This is a genomic window from Cellulomonas palmilytica (assembly GCF_021590045.1).
Classification (GTDB): domain Bacteria; phylum Actinomycetota; class Actinomycetes; order Actinomycetales; family Cellulomonadaceae; genus Cellulomonas; species Cellulomonas palmilytica.
Map to the genome: position 1 here is coordinate 1,248,581 of NZ_CP062221.1, position 18,311 is coordinate 1,266,891.

General features: G+C 70.4%; 19 protein-coding genes and 3 pseudogenes. 9 read left to right on the top strand and 13 right to left on the bottom strand.

The window, feature by feature from the left end; genetic code table 11:
- Nucleotides 1–10: 10 nt before the first annotated feature.
- The 4 genes from F1D97_RS05875 to F1D97_RS05890 are packed head-to-tail and all read left to right on the top strand — an operon-like array spanning nucleotide 11 to nucleotide 3,341.
- Nucleotides 11–769 carry an urease accessory protein UreF gene (locus F1D97_RS05875; protein WP_236122946.1) on the top strand — a complete coding sequence of 253 codons (759 nt, stop codon included), beginning with the start codon at nucleotides 11–13 and terminating at the stop codon, nucleotides 767–769.
- On the top strand, nucleotides 762–1,502 hold the full coding sequence (gene ureG / locus F1D97_RS05880) for an urease accessory protein UreG (RefSeq protein WP_236122947.1): 741 nt from the start codon (nucleotides 762–764) through the stop codon (nucleotides 1,500–1,502). Before F1D97_RS05875 ends, ureG begins: the two co-directional genes overlap by 8 nt.
- 19 nt (nucleotides 1,503–1,521) lie before the next feature.
- The gene (locus F1D97_RS05885; protein ID WP_236122948.1) at nucleotides 1,522–2,424 is read left to right on the top strand and encodes an urease accessory protein UreD; all 903 of its coding nucleotides are present in this window, start codon (nucleotides 1,522–1,524) and stop codon (nucleotides 2,422–2,424) included.
- Entirely contained in the window at nucleotides 2,403–3,341 is a 939-nt protein-coding gene (locus F1D97_RS05890; protein WP_236122949.1) for an energy-coupling factor ABC transporter permease, read from the top strand. Before F1D97_RS05885 ends, F1D97_RS05890 begins: the two co-directional genes overlap by 22 nt.
- 53 nt (nucleotides 3,342–3,394) lie before the next feature.
- On the opposite strand, the gene F1D97_RS05895 is transcribed toward F1D97_RS05890, so the two are convergent.
- The 7 genes from F1D97_RS05895 to F1D97_RS05925 all read right to left on the bottom strand — a co-directional run bounded on the left by F1D97_RS05895 (nucleotide 3,395) and on the right by F1D97_RS05925 (nucleotide 7,889).
- A complete protein-coding gene (locus F1D97_RS05895; protein ID WP_236122950.1) occupies nucleotides 3,395–3,544 on the bottom strand; it encodes a hypothetical protein in 150 nt (49 codons plus the stop codon).
- A 49-nt stretch (nucleotides 3,545–3,593) separates the two neighbouring features.
- Nucleotides 3,594–4,544 carry an L-lactate dehydrogenase gene (locus tag F1D97_RS05900; RefSeq protein ID WP_236122951.1) on the bottom strand — a complete coding sequence of 317 codons (951 nt, stop codon included), beginning with the start codon at nucleotides 4,542–4,544 and terminating at the stop codon, nucleotides 3,594–3,596.
- Between the two features lie 48 nt (nucleotides 4,545–4,592).
- Nucleotides 4,593–4,856: a DUF4031 domain-containing protein gene (locus F1D97_RS05905; protein WP_236122952.1), complete on the bottom strand. Its 264-nt coding sequence runs from the start codon at nucleotides 4,854–4,856 to the stop codon at nucleotides 4,593–4,595.
- A complete protein-coding gene (locus F1D97_RS05910; protein WP_236122953.1) occupies nucleotides 4,853–5,632 on the bottom strand; it encodes an HD domain-containing protein in 780 nt (259 codons plus the stop codon). Before F1D97_RS05910 ends, F1D97_RS05905 begins: the two co-directional genes overlap by 4 nt.
- A gap of 477 nt (nucleotides 5,633–6,109) precedes the next feature.
- Complete coding sequence (locus tag F1D97_RS05915; protein ID WP_236122954.1) at nucleotides 6,110–6,493, bottom strand: hypothetical protein; 384 nt, start codon at nucleotides 6,491–6,493, stop codon at nucleotides 6,110–6,112.
- A 339-nt stretch (nucleotides 6,494–6,832) separates the two neighbouring features.
- Complete coding sequence (locus tag F1D97_RS05920) at nucleotides 6,833–7,297, bottom strand: hypothetical protein (protein WP_236122955.1); 465 nt, start codon at nucleotides 7,295–7,297, stop codon at nucleotides 6,833–6,835.
- 193 nt (nucleotides 7,298–7,490) lie between these two features.
- Entirely contained in the window at nucleotides 7,491–7,889 is a 399-nt protein-coding gene (locus F1D97_RS05925) for a transposase (protein WP_236122956.1), read from the bottom strand.
- Between the two features lie 87 nt (nucleotides 7,890–7,976).
- Between F1D97_RS05925 and F1D97_RS17365 the strand changes: the two genes are divergently transcribed.
- Nucleotides 7,977–8,108 carry a hypothetical protein gene (locus tag F1D97_RS17365; protein WP_255701586.1) on the top strand — a complete coding sequence of 44 codons (132 nt, stop codon included), beginning with the start codon at nucleotides 7,977–7,979 and terminating at the stop codon, nucleotides 8,106–8,108.
- A gap of 215 nt (nucleotides 8,109–8,323) precedes the next feature.
- On the opposite strand, the gene F1D97_RS05930 is transcribed toward F1D97_RS17365, so the two are convergent.
- Nucleotides 8,324–8,848: a hypothetical protein gene (locus F1D97_RS05930; RefSeq protein ID WP_236122957.1), complete on the bottom strand. Its 525-nt coding sequence runs from the start codon at nucleotides 8,846–8,848 to the stop codon at nucleotides 8,324–8,326.
- Nucleotides 8,845–12,189, bottom strand: coding sequence for an RHS repeat-associated core domain-containing protein (locus F1D97_RS05935; RefSeq protein WP_236122958.1), 3,345 nt, complete (start codon nucleotides 12,187–12,189; stop codon nucleotides 8,845–8,847). The genes F1D97_RS05930 and F1D97_RS05935 overlap by 4 nt, the downstream gene beginning before the upstream one ends.
- Nucleotides 12,190–12,288: 99 nt before the next feature.
- On the opposite strand from F1D97_RS05935, the gene F1D97_RS05940 reads away from it, so the two are divergent.
- From F1D97_RS05940 to F1D97_RS17530, 3 genes and pseudogenes are all read left to right on the top strand, one after another.
- Entirely contained in the window at nucleotides 12,289–12,576 is a 288-nt protein-coding gene (locus F1D97_RS05940) for a transposase (protein WP_186811418.1), read from the top strand.
- Nucleotides 12,573–13,439, top strand: a complete 867-nt coding sequence (locus F1D97_RS05945; protein WP_236122554.1) for an IS3 family transposase — start codon at nucleotides 12,573–12,575, stop codon at nucleotides 13,437–13,439. Before F1D97_RS05940 ends, F1D97_RS05945 begins: the two co-directional genes overlap by 4 nt.
- Before the next feature lie 140 nt (nucleotides 13,440–13,579).
- Nucleotides 13,580–13,759, top strand: a pseudogene (locus tag F1D97_RS17530) (transposase); the annotation flags it as partial.
- A gap of 62 nt (nucleotides 13,760–13,821) precedes the next feature.
- On the opposite strand, the pseudogene F1D97_RS05955 reads toward F1D97_RS17530, so the two are convergent.
- Together F1D97_RS05955 and F1D97_RS17560 are read right to left on the bottom strand one after the other, a co-directional pair.
- Nucleotides 13,822–14,052 (bottom strand): annotated as a pseudogene (locus F1D97_RS05955) (ISL3 family transposase); the annotation flags it as partial.
- A gap of 558 nt (nucleotides 14,053–14,610) precedes the next feature.
- A pseudogene (locus F1D97_RS17560) lies at nucleotides 14,611–14,994 on the bottom strand (transposase); the annotation flags it as partial.
- A gap of 133 nt (nucleotides 14,995–15,127) precedes the next feature.
- Between F1D97_RS17560 and F1D97_RS05965 the strand changes: the two are divergent.
- On the top strand, nucleotides 15,128–15,583 hold the full coding sequence (locus tag F1D97_RS05965; protein WP_236122960.1) for a hypothetical protein: 456 nt from the start codon (nucleotides 15,128–15,130) through the stop codon (nucleotides 15,581–15,583).
- Between the two features lie 195 nt (nucleotides 15,584–15,778).
- Here the strand turns inward: F1D97_RS05965 and F1D97_RS05970 are convergent, their stop codons facing one another.
- The gene (locus F1D97_RS05970; protein ID WP_236122961.1) at nucleotides 15,779–17,422 is read right to left on the bottom strand and encodes a sensor histidine kinase; all 1,644 of its coding nucleotides are present in this window, start codon (nucleotides 17,420–17,422) and stop codon (nucleotides 15,779–15,781) included.
- Complete coding sequence (locus F1D97_RS05975; protein WP_236122962.1) at nucleotides 17,419–18,147, bottom strand: response regulator transcription factor; 729 nt, start codon at nucleotides 18,145–18,147, stop codon at nucleotides 17,419–17,421. The genes F1D97_RS05970 and F1D97_RS05975 overlap by 4 nt, the downstream gene beginning before the upstream one ends.
- Between the last annotated feature and the right edge of the window lie 164 nt (nucleotides 18,148–18,311).

The window sequence follows — 18,311 nt, forward strand, 5'->3', positions numbered from 1 at the left end:
GGGGGCCGCCGTGACCGCCGTGCACCCGCCGACGAGCGTGCTGTTCGCGCTGCTCGCGGACGCGCGCCTGCCCACGGGCGGGCACACGCAGTCCGCCGGGCTCGAGCCTGCGCTGCTCGCGGGGCTGTCCGTCGCGGACGTCCCCGGGTACGTGGGCGGTCGGCTCGCGACGGTCACGCGCACCGAGGCGGCGGTCGCGGTCGTCGCGCGGCACGTGGCGCTGGGCGATCCCGACGAGCGTGTGGCCGCCCTGCGCGCGACGTGGCACGCGTGGGCCGCGCGCACCCCGTCACCCGCGCTGCGCGAGACGTCGCAGCGGCTCGGCCGCGGGTACCTGCGCCTGGCCCGGCGGTTGTGGGCCGCGCACCCGGCGGTCGTCGCGCTGGACGCAGCGGTCGCGGCCGTGCGCCTGTCGGCGGCGGGTCCGGACGGTGTCCCCGTGCGGGCATCCGACGACAGCGCGCAGCCGCCCCGGCCCGTGGTGCTCGGCGTGGTGGGGGCGTGCGTCGGGCTCGACGCGCGGCAGGTCGCGCAGCTCGTCGGGTACGACGACGTGCAGACCATCGCCTCCGCGACGCTCAAGCTCGCGCCCGTCGACCCCGCCGACGCGACCGGGTGGGTCGTCGCGGCCGCCCCGACCGTCGAGGCCATGGCCGCGGGCGTCGCGCACCTCACCGACCCCGCGGACATCCCCGCATCCGGCGCCCCGCTCCTCGAGGAGTGGGCGCAGCAGCACGCCCGCCGCACAGAGAGGCTGTTCAGTGCCTGACACCCACACCCACACCCACCCCGCCCCGCCCGCGAGCCGCTCCCTGCGGCTCGGCGTCGCCGGGCCGGTCGGCACGGGCAAGAGCTCGCTCATCGCGCTCGTGTGCCGCGAGCTCGCGGCCGAGCTGCAGCTCGGCGTCATCACCAACGACATCTACACCGACGAGGACGCGCGCTTCCTGCGCTCGGCGGGCGTGCTCGACCCCGAGCGCATCCGCGCCGTGGAGACCGGCGCGTGCCCGCACACCGCGATCCGCGACGACGTCACCGCGAACCTGCTCGCCGTCGAGGACCTCGAGGAGGACTTCGCGCCGCTCGACGTCGTGCTGGTCGAGTCCGGCGGCGACAACCTCACGGCCACGTTCTCCCCGGCCCTCGTGGACGCGCAGATCTTCGTGCTCGACGTCGCGGGGGGCGGCGACGTGGCGCGCAAGGGTGGCCCGGGCATCGGGCGCGCCGACCTGCTCGTCGTGAACAAGACGGACCTCGCCCCGTACGTGGGGGTGGACGTGCCGCAGATGGTCGCCGACGCGACCGCGGCCCGCGACGGGCGGCCCGTCCTCGCGCTGTCGCGGCACGACGAGGCGTCCGTCGAGGCGCTCAAGGACTGGGTGCGGCTCATGCTCGCCGCGCACCGCGCCGGGGCGCACGTCCCGCAGGACCCGGGCCCGATGGCGCCGCACTTCCACGCCGACGAGGAGCACCCCGCCGGGGGCTTCGTGCACACCCACTGATCGACGGGGACGGGCGACGGTGCGGACGACGGTCGAGGTGGAGCGCGCGGGGGACCGCGTGCGGTGCGTGCTGCGCGCCGGCCACCTCGCGCCGCGCGTCCTGACCCAGACCGACCGCGGGGTGACGGTCGCGCTCGTCGCGACCGGCGCGCTGCTGCTCGGCGGCGACCACGTCCAGGTCGAGGTGCGCGTCGGCGAGGGCGTGGCGCTCGAGCTCGTCGAGACGTCCGGCACGGTCGCGTACCACGGGCGTGGGCGGGCGGCGTCGTGGGCGGCGGACGTGCACGTCGGGCGGGGGGCGTCGCTCGTGTGGGACGCGCTGCCGTTCGTCGTGTCCGACGGCGCGGACGTGTGGCGCACGACGAGCGTGCACGTGCACGACGAGGGTGCGGCGCTGCTGCGCGAGACGCTCGTGCTCGGTCGCGACGGGCAGCGCGGCGGGCTGCTGCGGTCCGCGACCCGCGCGGTCGTCGGCGGGCGTGACCTGCTCGTCGAGGAGCTCGACCTGACCGGCCCGCACACCGCCCCGGGCGTGCTGGGCGAGGCGCGCGTCGTCGACTCGGTGCTGCTCGCCGGGCGCCGGCCGGTCGCTGCGGACGGCGGCGGCGCGCGCGACGACGAGACGCGCGGGCTCGTCGTGCTCGACCTGCACCGCCCCGGCGCGCTGGCCCGCGCGGTCGGCACCGCCGCGCACGTCGCCGACGTCGGCCCGCTCGTCGGCCGATGGCGCGCGGTGCTCCCGGTGCCCATCGCACACCCGGACCCGCACCCGCACCCGGCCGCCGACCCGGCCGCCGACCCGGCCGCCGACCTGGCCGAGCACCCGACCGTCCCGACGACCGACCCCGAGACCTCGACCGACACGCCCGGCACCACCGGGACCGACGACAGGAGCACGCCATGCATGTCCCCGACCACGTGATCGACCCCGGCACGAGCATCGCGACCGCGGTGGTCGCCGGTGCCGCGCTCACGCACGCCGTGCGCCGCGTCCGCGCCGAGGCAACCCGCGAGCAGGTCGCGCTGACGGCCGTGGCATCCGGGTTCGTGTTCGCCGCGCAGATGGTGAACTACCCGGTCGCTGCCGGGACGAGCGGGCACCTCGTCGGCGCGGCGCTGGCCGCGGCGCTCGTCGGGCCGTGGCTCGGGGCGCTCGCGGTGGCGGCGGTGCTCGTCGTGCAGGCCGTGCTGTTCGCCGACGGCGGGATCACCGCGCTCGGGGTCAACGCGCTGCTCATGGCGGGTGTCGGGACGCTCGTCGGATGGTCGGTGCAGCGCCTCGTCGCGCGCGTCGCCGCGCGGGTCCCGGACGTCGGTCGCGTGGCGGTCGCCGCTGCCGGTGGGGCGCTCGCGTCGGTCCCGGCCGCGGCGCTCGCGTTCGTCGGCCTGTACGCGGTGGGTGGCACGGCGGACGTCGGGATCGGTGCGGTGACCGCCGCGATGCTCCCGGTGCACGCCGCGATCGGCCTCGGTGAGGCCCTGGTCACGGGCGCGGTCGTCGCCGCTGTCGCCGCGCTCGCCCCGGGGCTCGTCGCGCTCGACGCCCGCCCGCGTGCGCGTACGGCCGTCCGCCGTGGCGCGCTCGCGCTGGGCGTCGCATCCGTGGTCACCGCGGGTGGCCTGTCCGCGCTGGCGGTCGGGACGCCGGACGGACTGGAGTGGGCGGCGCAGCGGGTCGGGTTCGAGGCCCCGGCCGGCCCGGCGCTCGTCGGGACCCCGCTCGCCGACTACGGCACCCTCACCGGGGTCCCGGTCGGAGCGGCAGGCCTCTCGGGCGTCGTGGCGGTCGCCGGCCTGGTCGCCCTCGGGCTGCGTCGCGCCTCGTCCGCACCGGCCTGACCGCCGGCTCGGCCGGCCTCAGCCGAACGCCGGCGTCTCCACTGGCCCGGACGTCAGCGCCACGCCGCACTCATGATGTCGCGGTCGGCGAGACCAGAGAACCCAGCCGCGAACGCATCCCAGTCCTCAGCGGTCATGGTGCCGGTCTGCCGCACCGCGGGCTTCCCGTCTGCGCCGTTCGGTGTGCGCGCGGTGCTCGTCATGGCAGCACCGTACGGGCGTGCGACCCGTCGCGGAACGAGCTCGGCGAGGCTAGAAGCCCAGGGCGTGCTGGGTGGCCAGGAGGGTCTGGGCCGAGTGCTGGAGCTGGTCCTCCTCGTCGGGCGTCGTCGACACGTCCGGCACGTACTGCACGCCACCCGCGCCGACGACGCTCGGCACCGACAGCGCCACGCCGTGCAGCCGGTGCAGGCCGTCGTGCACCGTGCTCACGGGCAGCACCGCGTGCTGGTCACCGAGGATCGCCTCGACGATCCGTGCGCACGCGAGGCCGATCGCGAGGTTCGTCGCGCCCTTGCCCTCGATGATCCGGTACGCGGCGTCGCGCACGTCCTGCGTGATCGCGTCGAGCTCCGGCGGGGTGAACCGGTGGCCGTCGGGCGAGACCCAGTCCAGGACGGGCGTCGTGCCGATGCGTGCCTGCGACCACAGCGCGAAGCCCGTGTCCCCGTGCTCGCCCACGATGTCCGCGTGCACGCTGGAGGCCGACACCAGCGCCCGGTCCGCGACGAGCCGGCGCAGGCGTGAGGTGTCCAGCACGGTTCCCGACGAGAACACCTGCGACGCAGGCAGGCCCGTGATCTTCTGCGCGGCGACCGTCAGCACGTCGCACGGGTTGGTCACGATGCAGAACACCGCCCCGGGCGCATGCTCCACCAACGTCGGCATGAGGCGCTCGAGCAGACGCACGTTGGTGCCCGCGAGGTCGAGCCGCGTCTGCCCCGGGCGCTGCTTCGCGCCCGCCGTGATGACGACGACGTGCGAACCCGCCACCACCTCCGGGTCCGCGCCACCCACCACCGTGCCACCCGTGAACCACGTGCCGTGCGCGAGGTCCAGCACCTCGGCCTCGACCTTCGGGCGGTCGATGTCGTACAGCGCGACGGTCCGCGCCGAGCCGCGGATCAGCGCCGCGTACGCGACGCTCACCCCGACGCTCCCCGCGCCGACGACCGTCAGCCTGGAGTTCTCGATCCGGGCCATGCGGCCACGCTAGCCCCGGCTCCCCGAGCGGGCACGACGAACCGACGCTCAGTGGCGGTCGCGGGCGCGGATGCGCAGGCCGCTCGCGCGCAGGCGGCGCACCAGCTCGCGGGTGTCGACCGGGACGGCGCCGAGCGCGACGAGCTCGTCGTACCGCTCGTCGGGGACGTCGTAGTGGTCCAGGTCGAACGCGCGCGGCGGGATGCCCGCACGCTGGGCGAACGCGTGGAGCTCGTCGAGCGACGAGTCGCTCACGAGGTGCGACCACAGCCGCTCGTGGCGCGGCCACAGCGGAGGGTCGACGAGGATCACGACGCCGCGGACCCGTCCCGCGGTGCGGCCGGGACGCCGTCGTCGACGGGATCCGGGGCGACGAGAGCGTGCGCCGCGGCCTCCGCGTCGTACTTCGCGATCTCCTTCTCGAGCCGCTGCAGCTCCGCCTCGACGTTCTGCCGCGCCGGCTCCTCCCAACCGGAGCCCATCGGGGACGAGAACAGCGACGGTCGGGCCAGCAGCTTGCGCAGGATGCGCGCCCGCGCCCGCGCGTAGTCCGCCGCAGGGACGTGCGAGTACTCCGCGCGCACGTCCTGCAGGTACGCCTTGTAGCGCTGCGGTTCGGACGCGAGCATCGCGAGGTCCGCGTCGCACAGCACCGCGCAGTCCGGGTCCTTGGGGTTCGGCGCGTGGCGGACGAGCGCCGTCACCAGGTCGTGCACGCGCATCGCGTGCTTCTCCGGGACACCCAACGAGACGAGCTCGTCGTACGCGAGACGCGCGCTCGCGGCCTCGTCCTCGCCGCCCTTGTTCGCGTACGCCTTGCGCTCCGCGGAGTCGAACACCGCGCCGTGGTACCACGCCGCGAGCCGCACCAGGTCCGGCTCGTGGCTCTCCTCGTCGAGCTCGTCGACGCGCACCAGCACCTCGGTGAGGTGCTTGACGTTGTGGAAGTTGCGGCCGGGGGAGAGCCACCGGTCGAGCAGACGCTCGGCGACGACGCGGATCTCGTCCGGCGACGCCGTGGCTCCCGCCCCGACGACGTTGCGTACGAACGCGGGCACCAGCCAGGCAGGCGCTTCGAGGACGCCCATGACCACCCTCACGACGACGACTAGGACGGGCCAGCATAGCCCCGCGGCACGAACCGGTCGTCCCGGACGACCACCCGGTGATCACCGCACGCGGCGGGCCGGGAGGCCGGGTCCGACCGCCGCGTGGGACCGGTACGTCCGCCGGGCCATGGCCGGCCCTTGCAAGGCTGTCCGCGCCGAGACGCCGCGCGAGCAGGGACGTCGGTGTCGCAGGCACGGGCGTGGTCGTACGTCGCGGGCGGACCGCGTCCGGGGGCGGTGTAGTTGTTCGGCTGGTCGTAGACCGGGGCGCCGTGGTTGTCAGCGACCGACGACAGCCCGGAACGTCGGCAATCGCATCACTCGCGCCGGCGCGCCCAAGAGCGCAATGAAGAGCGCTGCGACGAAGCCGACCAACCTCTTGATCACGGCGAACTGCGGGGCCCGCTGCTGATGACGATCGTAGGTCCGTACTCGTCTGTGACATCTGCTTGGAAATCATCGATCTGGGAGCGCTTGGGCAGCATGCAACTCCCAGCTTCGGGCGATACGTACCGCCAAGACCTCAAGCGCACGCTCTTCAGCTTGGCCTTCTGGTTCGAACACGTCCCAGAGGTGGAGGTGGTTCATCGCGCGCTCGATGGACTCGGTGTTGCCCGCCTCACTCGACCACCACTGCTCGAAGTACTTTGGGCTGTATCGGTCCTTCAGGATGATGCACCCCCTCTCGAGGACCAGATCCGGCGCCAACAACCTGGCGAAGAAGAATGCGCTCGCCGCGTCCAGATGCTCAGCCATGTAGGCGTAGGCATCGGGTCGCGGCTGGGAGCCGGACCGCCAAGTGCGGAATGCGGGAAACTCCTCCGTGTCGAACTCAGTCAAGACCCATCAGCTCGTCAGGCGTGCCCGTCCGGACCGTTGATCCAGGGCACAAACACCTCGCCGTTCGCAGGATTGACATGCCTTTCGAAGTCGACGACGTGTGGCGTGCCGATACCGCCGTAAGCCCGTCCAGTCACATCAACACTCGTTTCAGCGACAACCCATCGGGACCATGCGTGGAGTAGTTCGTGACACCGACGTGCGCGTCCCTTCGCCCAGAATTTCGTCCGGTTCGGCATTGCGCGGGAACTGGCCCGACTCTTGAGCTTTGGATGGCGGAACGTGCGCCGTTTGCGGTGATCTCTCCCGGCGCGCCACATCCGCATTTGCGAGGAGCCATCAGTCCGCCCGGACGCGAGGATCGCCAAACTCGCCATTCGGACCGCCGCCACTGAGGAAGACAATGCGGTCCTGGGGGGAGTCGCGTCCGCAGACCGCGAGACCGACCTTTTCCCAGACGTCACGCCCGAGGCGACCGGTGTGCAGCAACTGCAATGGGGCCGTGGCAGAGTTATCGAGCGTGAAGCCGCCGTCTTCGAAGGACCATTCAGCCCGCCCGGAATAGTTCTCGGGGCGGGCCAAATCGCAATTGCCCCGGCCGTCCCATGTGGGCACGTTCTGCAGGATGGCGGTACCATCCGGCTCGAGTCGGACAATGACCCAGTCTGCCTTGTCGCTGCTCCTGTCATCCTCCACCCACTCGGCGGGTAGACCCTGTGGAGGCTCCCACTCGCCCGACGAGCACGACACCAAGAAGGCAGACAGTGCGACCATCGCACCCAATCTCGTCACCTGACGGTTCACGCTAGTGGAGCCTCCCTCTCACCGCCTCGAGTCGACCCGAGCCTTTCGATGCTCTCGTCGAACAGGAATCGGTACAGGTCTCCTTGGGAAAGGACTGACGTATGCCGCGCCGCCAACTCAGGTCAGGTGATCCGACAATCTAGCACCCCGACTCCGCGAACAAGGGGCGGACCACAGCGTTTCAACGCGATACTCAGTCATCGCCTATGCGCCAGGCGTAGAACCCGGAATCCGAGGCGCCCAGGACGCGGGTCGCGACCTGCACAGCATGCCCTCGGGCGGCCATCACCGCGATGGCCTCGAACCGCCTCTTGGGGGCATCGCCCTCCCCCAGACGCTCGCTGGCCGCCGATGGATCGCCACCTCGGCCTCGAGTTCGGCGATGCGCTTCCTCGCAGCGGTCAGCTCGGACTTCTCCGCGCTGCTCAGCCCGCGGAATCGCGCCGCGGGCGATGCAGTCCTGGCGGCGCCAGGTGTAGATCGACGCCGAACTGATCTCCAGGTCCCTGGCCACATCGCCCACGGCCCGGCCAGCGTCAAGGAGATCAAGCACCTTGCGCCGGAACTCCGGCGGGCATCCACGACGTCCCACGAGGCCCTCCTTCAAGGGTCAAGTGGCACAAGAATCCAGGAACCCGATTCCACGGAACACGGGGCACGGGATGAGCTCGCCCGTTGCATGGTCAGCGAACTGCCCAATCACGTCACCGAAATCGATCCGCTCCTTGAACCCAGGCGCACCGCGCGCCGCATTGCCGATCGGCGTCCCGGTGCCCGCGCGCTCAACGAGAACTGGGTGAACGAACGGTAGTGATCGCTCGTGCAGAAGGCTGGCCCGTCGCTACTCCTCACAATCCGCTCGCCTCTGCGATCAGCTCCCTTTGCGTAGGCGTTGACGTCTAAGTCCCTGTAAGTCACTTTGGCAACAACCGGGCCCCACTGAGAGAGCCAACTCGTGGCATTGCCCGCGTCCTTGACTCCGACACGGAGGTGTCGCGCTGTCGCACGCCTCTGCGAGGCGCTGGCTCACGGCCATGCTCGTACAGCTGCCTGAACGTCCTGCTCGAACGCCCGGCCGAAAGCCATCGCCTCAAGGACGACTGCCAGCAGCTCGGCGGTCAGTTCGAATGCCAAGCCCGACGACTCAACAGGATCGAACCCGGCACGATCGATCCGCACCAACCCTGAGCCAAGACCACTGCGCAGCAAGCCGTTCTGAGCGGAGAGTGCGAACTCGAGCGGGAGTCCTCGCACGAGTGTGCTGGACAGTCGACTCGCGCATGCGGCGTCGCCCCCAATGTCCACCCCTGATGTCTCAACCTCGATGACCAACCTGCCGGAAAGGTCCGGGGCGTACGAGCCCCCTAACAGCGCACGTGGCATCTGACCGCCGCCAAGTCGAAGCGTCTCGACCACGCATCGCGCGTTCCCAACCCAGCGACCGCGCGCCTGCGCGTCGAGCGATGCCCGAAGTATTTCAACACCATCGATCCGCGCGGTGTGCTCGTCGTCACGAATGGAGAATCGTCGGCTTGGCCCAGCAGTGGTCATTCAATACCCCAATACGCTCGCCAGTTGCGGTTGAATAGCTCCGGAAACTGCTTTATCACCTCCGGATCGTAGTTCGCGAACGTGGGGTGAGTCCGTCCGGCAATCTCGTGGGCTCGCTCGTAGCCCATGCCGGTATCCATCAGCTCCGCCTCCGTCAGTTCGTGCTTCACAAAGTTCCGCTCGCCAGCGGTTAGTGACCTGCCCTCTGCCGCCGCAGAGCGCAGACGCGCTAGCATCGCATCGTTGGCGACGGAGGAATCCAGTCGTGCAAGGTGGGCCTCGATTCGCGCCGTATCGGCCAGTATTCCCTCGCTGCGACTCCCAGCAGTGAATAGACGTTGAATTCTGCCCACGAGGGACGCGATCCGGCTCCCCGTGCGAGCGACGCCTACGGGAGCGCCTGCACCACCCGTCGCAGCCGCCAAAGCAAGGTCGGGCGCAATTGTGCCATACGAGAACTGTAGATCGTAGATGAGGCCCTTGCCCGCGTTCGGATTGCGCACCTCAGGAAGGATCACGTTCAGTCGCTGAGCCCGCGCACCAGTAACTACTATCTCCCTCGCCCAGTATGCGAGGCCAGCCACCTGCGACTGAATAAGGTTGACGGGTACTGACTCTCCGTTTGAGTCCCAAAGTAGGTTGCGCGCGTACCTATAGGGCGCGCGAGCGAATTCCGCGATACTGGGCCGCCCGGCCTGGCTTGTTCGGGTGCGGTCGCGGATCCAGGCGGAGGTATCCGGGTCGAGACCGGTCGGGTCCGACCACGTGGTGGGGTTGTTGTTGGCGTAGGCGTAGCCGTTCCATTGTTGGGGGTCGGACAGGTCCAGCAGTGGGTCGAGGCTGATGAACCGGCCGGTGTGTTCGTCGTAGTAGCGGGCGCCGATGAGGGTCAGGCCGGTCTGGTCGCGGGTCTTGTCGAGGAACTGTCGGTCGCCCGGGACAGTCACGGGGGTGCCGCGGGTCGCGCCGAACGGGTCGGTGTACTGCTTGATGACCGACGTCGTCTTCCAGGACCCGTTGGGCACCGCGGCCAGGGTCGTGCCGTGCATGTCCGCGACCAGTGAGGTCACACCGCCCAGGCCGCGTCCTGTGCGCACGGCGACGCTCTGACCGGCGAAGGTGTAGTAGCGGGTCGCGGTGACCTTCCCGCCGCTGATCGACAGTTCCTGGCCACCGGGCAGGTAGACCGTCGTGCCCGTGCCATCGACGCGCACGAGGCGGTCACCGTTGGCGTCGTACACGGCCGAGGTGTCCGTGCCCACCGACGTCAGCTCACCTTCGGCGTCCCAGGTCAGATCGACCTTCGACCCGTTGGTCGTGCGCGTGCTCTGGTGGCCCGCCGGGTCGTACGCGTACGTCGCCGTGGCACTGGCCGCGCCGGTGGTGCTCGCCGCGAGCAGCTGGTGCGGCCTGGTCGAGGAGTACGTGTACCTCGTCGTCGTGACCGCACCGTTCACACCGGTGGCGGTCGCGGTCGTGCGGTTATCCAGGACGTCGTAGGTGTACGCCACGTCGTACGGCGCCGGACTGCTCGAGATGGCGTTCGTGGCGTTCTTCGCGCACTCACCGGTGTCGTTCGCGGTCCACGCCCGGGTGAGCCGACGCAACCCGTCGTAACGGAAGTTCTGCACATCGCAGCGGTGCACCCCCAGGGCCGTGTTCCCCGGCTCGTCGACAGCCGAGGTGAGGTTGCCCGCGTCGTCGTAGGTGTACGTGACGTCAAGGTCCGTCCCGCCGATCTGCTCGCGCATCAGCGCGACACCAGTCAGCCGGCGCGTCAGGTCGTCATAGGAGTAGGCGACCGCAGCACCGTACGTCGTACCCAGATCCAGGGCGTTCGGCTGACCGATGAAGTCGTAGCTGGAGTCCGCGACGTAGGTACCCCACCCGAACCCGCCCGCCATCCACCGAGGCTTGGACGCCTGGTCGTAGTACGTGCGCACGGTTTCCGCGCCCAGGACGCTCTCACCACCGGACGCGCCCTCGGTCGTCACCGCGGGCAGCGCGACGGACTCGACCTGACCGTCGGCCATGTACGTGTACGCGGTCGTGAACGACCGGTTCTCCAGCTCGCTCAGCGCGCCGACGGCGGGCAGCGTCACCGTCGTGCTCGTCGGACGGCCCGCGACGTCGTAACCGTCCACGGCCGTGGTGTACACGTCGCTGCCGATTGTCCGCGACGACGACGCGAGCTGACCGAGCGCCAGCCTCTCCTTCCCGACGAGCGGGGCGGTGTCGTAGACGAACGTCGCCGTGCTGAGGGTCGCACCAGCAGAGGTCTTCCCGACGACGGCGGTCTTGCGTCCGAGCTGGTCGTAGGTCGTCGACGTCGAGTACCCGCGCGCGTCGGTGACCTGGACGACCTGGTCGACGGCGTCGTACACGGTGCGCGTCGTGCCGTTGTCCGGGTCCTGCGAGGAGACCTTGCGGCCCGCCTTGTCGTACGTGTACGTCCAGGTCGGGCTCTCGCTGGTCGTGGAGTCCTGCACCACGGACTTCAGCTGGCCGGCCCGCGTGTAGGTGTACCTGGCCTCCACGTACCCGGCCGACGACGCCGTCCTCGGGTCCAGGGACACGGTGGAGTCGTTGAGAGTGATCTGGACGGTCGGGCGGGTCGTGTACTGCCGCGCCGCGACCGTCCTGCCCCTGCCGTCCACGATCGTCGTCGAGGCCGTCCCACCCTGAGGCGGCACCACCGTGGTGTACCGGCCGTCGTAGAGCGTGACCGTACGGAACTTCTCGTTGTTCGAGTTCGAGGTGGTGTTGTGCCAGACGATCTCGTCGGTGACCCGACCCGCCTTGTCGTAGCGGTACGTCGTGACCCGACGACTGGAGCTCGGCGTGTCCTGGGGCACCGCGGAGGGCACCGTCTTGGAGACGACCCATGGCCCCGCGACCTTCTTCACGCGGCCGGCGGAGTCGTAGTACGTGTGCGACAGGACCGTCCCACGCTGCGCGGCCGTCTGCCCCTTCGTGGTGACCGCGGGATTCTCGTCCTGCGTCTGGAACACACGCAGGAGCCCGTCGTACAGCGCCGCCTTGACGTGCTGGGTCTTGCCATCGGCGCCCAGGGTCCTGGTCACGACGGCGTTCTGCCCGCGTGCGTTGACCTCGTACTCGTACTGGATCGAAGCAGGGCCCGACCCTGCGTGCTGGGGGTACCTCACGCTCGCCAGTCGCCCGAGAGCGTCGTACTCGGCCGTGGTCACGAGCTTGTTCGCGTCGGTCGACCGCACCGGCCAACCGGTCTGCGGGACATAGGTGGTCGTCGTCGTGAGGCGGTCACCGTTGGCGGTCTGCGGGGTCGTGACCGACACGCTCTCGACGAGCGAGGCGCCCATGGGTGCGTACGCGGTTGTCGTGGATCTGCCGAGGGAGCCTGCCCCGGTTTCCCGGACACCTGCCGTGAGGTGACGATGTCACCTTCGAGAGGAGTCCTTGTGCCTGCAGCCAAGCCGCCGGAGTTCCGGCGCCGAGCAGTGGACCTGGCCCGCAGTGGCCAGCAGCCGGTCGCGAAGGTCGCGGCCGACCTAGGGATCAGCGAGTCGTGCCTGCGTCGGTGGATGGCCCAGGACGACGTGGACACCGGCCGTCGGGAGGGTCTGACCAGCGAGGAACGCAAGGAGCTGGTCGAGCTGCGCCGCCGGACCCGGGTGCTGGAGATGGAGAACGAGATCCTCAAGCGCGCCAGCGCCTACTTCGCCCGGGAGAACGTCCTCCCAAAATGACGTTCCGGCTGGTCCGTGAGCTCGCCGAGGACGGGGTGTCCGTCGCGGTGGCCTGCCGGGTGCTGAAGGTCTCCAGGTCCGGCTACTGGCAGGTCCGGCCGCCCTCGGCCCGGTCGCTGGCCGACGCCGAGCTCACCGCGACGATCGTGGCGGTCCACCAGATGTCGCGGTGCACCTACGGGGCTCCCCGGGTCCATGCCGAGCTGCGGCTCGGTCTGGGTCTGGCCAGCGGGCGCAAGCGCGTGGCCCGGCTGATGCGCTCCGCGGGCCTGGCCGGGGTGTGTCACCGGCGCAAACGTCGTGGACAGCGGCCGCTGCCTGCACCGCACGAGGACCTGGTCCGCCGGCGCTTCACCGCCGACAGCCCGGACCGGTTGTGGTGCACCGACATCACCGAGCACCCCACGAACACCGGGAAGGTCTACTGCGCCGCGGTCCTGGACGTGTTCACCCGCAAGGTCGTGGGGTGGTCGATCGCGGACCACATGCGCTCCGAGCTGGTCGTCGACGCCCTGCAGATGGCCATCTGGACCCGCCAGCCCGCGCCGGGCGTGATCGTCCACGCGGACCGCGGAGCCCACACCTCGTGGATCTTCGGGCACCGGCTGCGCTCGGCCGGCCTGCTCGGGTCCATGGGCCGGGTCGCCTCGAGCGTGGACAACACGATGATGGAGTCGTTCTGGTCGACCATGCAGCGCGAGCTCCTGGACCGGCGCACCTGGGCCAGCCGCGAGGAGCTCGCCGCGGCGATCTTCGAGTGGATCGAAGGCTTCTACAACCCCCACCGGCGCCACTCCGGCCTCGGCTACCGGTCCCCGAACGACTTCGAGGACCTTCACACCACCGCTACCGCGGCGGCATGATCAACCAACCCGAACTGTCCGGGAAACCGGGTCAGGCTCCCTGGCCAATGGGTGAGGAGTTGGTCTTCCAGTGACAGGGCCTGGGGCTGATGCACGAGTAGGTGACACCCACCTGTGGCGCCGGAGGCGCCGCTGGAAGGATGTGCATCGTGCCCAGACCCTATCCCCAGGAGTTCCGCGACGACGTCGTGGCCGTGGCTCGCCGCGGGGATGCTCCGATCAAACAGGTCGCAGCCGACTTCGGGATCGCCGAGTCGTGCCTGCGCAACTGGCTGCGTGACGCCGACGTCGCCGACGGCAACCGTCCCGGCGTGACCCGGACCGAGTCCGCTGAACTGCGCGAGGCGCACCGGCGGATCCGGCTGCTGGAGCAGGAGAATGAGGTGCTGCGCCGCCACCCGAACGGCTCGTGCGCCAGTCGGCGCGTGACCGTGTCCCGCACGAGGCCCTCCGCACCGCACTGGCGGCAGAACTCGTCGCCCGGCACCGGGACGACCCGGCACTCGAGCACCGTGCGGCGGTCGGTGACGTGCTGGCCGACGACGACCAGGCCGAGGTCGTCCAGACGGGCGAACGTGGTCAGGTCAGGCGGGCAGAAGGTAGCGTCGTCCAACGTCGAGGCCTTTCGGATGGGTTGGTGTGAGAACCCCCATCTTCGGAAGACCTCGACGCCTTCCCCCACCTCGACACGCCCGCCACCACGCCCGACGTCTCACGACATCGTCGACACTCCTACACCCTCATCTGTGATGAGCCCCATTCCCTCCGGACGGGGGCCGATAAATTGACTATCGAAATTCCGCCAATTGAAGAGCTCGATGACCTGGGCATCGTAGTCGAGTCGCTTGAGAGCGATACCGTCGCCGTGTGTCTCACGGCCTGGGCGGCGGACGGCGACATGGTGATGGTCACGTGGAGTGGCGAGCACAACTCAGTGAGTGTCCGATGGGAGCGAGAGGGCCGCGAGCTGCTTTTCATCGAACGGGAGTGCGTTCGCAAGGTGTCGGCACGAAAGTCCGGGCGAGTCGTCACCTTCCTGGCCTGGACTGTCCATGGGGAGGTTGGCGGAGAACTTTCTGTGGCTGTAGGTGACACCGTGTATGTTCGCGACGTGCTCCTGGAAGGACAGACCGTGCCGTAGCGCACAAGCAGGCTCGTCGCCGAGTTGCTCCAGGCGCGCGAACTCGGGGATTGGGCGGGTGTGGAACGAATCCAGGATCTTCTCGGCGCGGGCGCGGCCCGAGTCGGTGTGATTCACGCGGAAGGCGGCCTGCAGGTCCTGGGCGCCGCGCCAGGCGACGTAGACCTCTTCGTGGGCGTCGTGCGCGGTGATCGCTCGTTCGAGGCGGGCGAGCTGGCGGTCGGTGAGGGTCTCCGCACCGGCGCGCACGATCGTCTGGATGCCGAACAGAGCGTCGCCCATGCGTCCGTGGTGCCAGGTGGTGCCCTGCTGCAATCGACGGTGGACCTCGTCGACGACCTGGATGCCGAGTTTGCCGACGTGGAACGCGTCCAGGACTGCGGTCGCGTCGGCCAACTCGGCGTCGATCGCGGACGCGCACGTCGCCGGGCGGCACGTCGCGCAGCGACGCTCCAGCGAGCTCCAGCTGACCGCGACCATCCCGCAGTCCGGGCAGCCCTCCAGGTGCCAAGGCGTTGAGACCGTCAGGAAAGGGAGAGGGCGTAACATGTTTCTCTCGCGCGCGAAGGGCCAGCGGGTGTTGACGGCCCGGGTTGACGGCCTTGGTGCCGACGAAGTGTCACACCTCGTGTCAGAGGTGGTGGACGTCTGGACCCCGGCGTGGATCCAGATCGACGCGATTGCGGGCGCGGAGGGGGCTCCGCAGTGGGCGCTTGATCGGCTGCTCGCGCGCGCACCGAAGAACACGGGTGGTGCCGGCGTGGTTCTCACACCCACGGAACCCGATCGAGATGCGCTGATTGCGTTTGCGCCGTACTCGATCTACGTGCAGTTGGGTGAGAGGTCGGCTCGTCCATATCTCCAGATCGATGACGCGGACGACATCGCGCTGTATGTCGAGGCGCGCGATCCTGCGTTGCTTGACGTGAGACTCGACGTGCCGCCCTGGGAATGGGCTCGGCAGCGTCGCATCGGCTCTCGGTTCACAAGGGACGTCCCCTGACCTGGTCGAGAGCATTGGAGCGTCCCGACGATCACATCCCCTGGCGTCGCAGGAGTCTGGACGGACTCGAGGGCGTCGCTCGAGCGTCTGAAGGAACTGCGATTCCGACAGATGTTCGGCGCGGGCTCGTGGAAACGGGAATGTCTGATGCGAATGCGTGAGATGCGTGGCCGGCACGATCCGTGCCGGAGGGCGTCAGTCGGTTCGCGTCTCGGGTGCGGTCGGGAGCTCGACGCGGACGGTGGTGCCGCCGCCGGGGGTTTGGGTGAGGTCGACGTGGCCGTCGTGGGCGGTGACGATCGCGGCGACGATGGCCATGCCGAGTCCTGAGCCGCCGGAGTCGCGGCCGCGGGAGGCGTCGACGCGGTAGAACCGTTCGAACACGCGGGCGGCGTGCTCGGGGTCGATGCCGGGTCCGTGGTCGCGGACCTCGATCACGCCCACGGGCGTGTCGGGGCCTGCGGGCTCGTCGGGACCGGGCGTGCGCTGCGCGAGGCCGACGGCGATCTCGACGGGTGTGCCGGCGGGGGTGTGCTGCACGACGTTCCCGACGAGGTTGGCGACCACCTGGCGCACGTGCGCCTCGTCGCCCTGGACGACGACGGGGCCCGTGGCGCCGCCCGAGGTGAGCGGGACGATGCGCGTGGTGCGCGTCGGGTCGAGCGCGCGCAGGTCGCTGACCGCGTCGGCGGCCACCACGGTCAGGTCGACTGGCTCGCGCCGGGCCTCGCGCTTCTCGTCGAGCCGGGCGAGCGAGAGCAGGTCCTCGACGAGGGTGCCCATGCGGGTCGCGGAGCCCTCGATGCGGCTGAACGTGTCGTCGACCTGCTCCTTGGAGGTCAGCGCGCCCATCCGGTACAGCTCGCCGTAGCCGCGGATCGCGGCGAGCGGGGTGCGCAGCTCGTGCGACGCGTCGGAGACGAACCGCCGCATGCGCGCCTCGGAGGCGGTGCGCGCGGCGAACGCCTGCTCGACCTGCGCGAGCATCCCGTTGAGCGCGGCACCGAGCCGGCCGACCTCGGTGGACGTCGGTGCGGGCGGGACGCGCTGCGAGAAGTCGCCTGCGGCGAACGCGGCCGCGGTGTGCTCGATCTGCCGCAGCGGGCGCAACGACCGGCGCACCGCCCACCAGCCCGCGAGCCCGCCGAGCAGCAGGATCACCACGCCGGAGACGGCCAGCACCCCGATCATCGAGCGCACCGTGGCGGACACGTCCTCGAGAGGCAGCGCGATGATGATCGCGACCGTCTCACCGGTGGAGTTCTCGGTCCCCGGGTACGCGACCGCCCGCCACTTCGACCCCGTGTCCGATGACACCGTGAACGGTCGGCCCTCGCGCGCCTGTGCCTGCTCGACCGTCAGCGCGGGCAGGTTCGGCACACCGCGCTCGTGCAACGCCGACGTCCGCGGTGCGAACAGGGTGCCGAACCGGCCGTCCTTCACGTACACGCCGAGGTAGTCCGTGGGTGGGCCGGAGCCCTCCCACGGCGGCGTTCCAGCGGTCGCGTTGACGAGCGCGAGCCCCTCGGTGCGGAGCTTGTCGTCGACCTGTCCGACGAGCGTGCGCTGCAGCAGCGCGGTCGCGGTGACACCTGCGAGGACCAGCCCGACGAGCAGCAGCACCGTGGAGATGGCGACGAGCCGGCCCGACAGCGGCATGCCCCGCCACCAGTGCAGCCCGCCGGTCGTGGCGTCGGCCCGCTCCTCGGCGGTCGTCTGCTCGGTGACCGGCTCGGTCGTGCTCGTCGTCGGCGGGACGGGCGCGTTCGTCGCGGCACCCGCCGCACCGCCGCGGCGAGGAGGCGGGGGCGGGACGGGTCCCGGGTCCGTCAGGCTCACGACATCGAGCGCAGGAGGTAGCCGACCCCGCGCTTGGTGTGGATGAGGGGCGGCAGCTTCTCCCCGTCCGGGCCGGTGAGCGAGTCGACCTTGCGGCGCAGGTAGGAGATGTAGGACTCGACGATGTTCGCGTCGCCGCCCCAGTCGTACTGCCACACGTGGTCGAGGATCTGCGTCTTGGACAGCACGCGCCCGGCGTTGAGCATGAGGTAGCGCAGCAGCTTGAACTCGGTGGGGGACAGGTCGATCTCCTGGCCGGCGCGGTGCACCTCGTGCGAGTCCTCGTCGAGCTCGAGGTCCGCGTAGCGGATGAGGTTCGAGTCGTCCTGCTCGGCGGGGGACGTGCGGCGCAGGATCGCGCGGATGCGCGCGACGACCTCCTCGAGGCTGAACGGCTTGGTCACGTAGTCGTCGCCGCCGACGGTGAGTCCCTGCACCTTGTCCTGCGTGTCGTCGCGCGCCGTGAGGAACAGCACGGGCATGTGCTGGCCCTTCTCGCGCAGGCGGCGCGTCACGGTGAAGCCGTCCATGTCGGGCAGCATCACGTCGAGCACCAGCAGGTCCGGGTCCAGGTCCCGCGCGAGGCGCAGCGCCGAGTTCCCGTCCGCGGCGGCGTGCACCTCGAACCCCGCGAACCGCAGGCTCGTCGCCAGCAGCTCGCGGATGTTCGGCTCGTCGTCGACGACGAGGAGCCGGGCCTCGGCCTCGGACGCGTGCGTGCTCATGGAGCGATCTTCGCGCCGCAGGCTGGAGGTTGCCTGGGAAACGCCTGGGTGACGGCGGGTCGGCGCGGCACGCGTCGGTCCCCGTACGGGTGGCTTCGCCCGAATCGGTTGGTCCGACGGGCGGCCTGAGCAGCGCGTTTCGGACCGACGACCAGTAGCGGGTA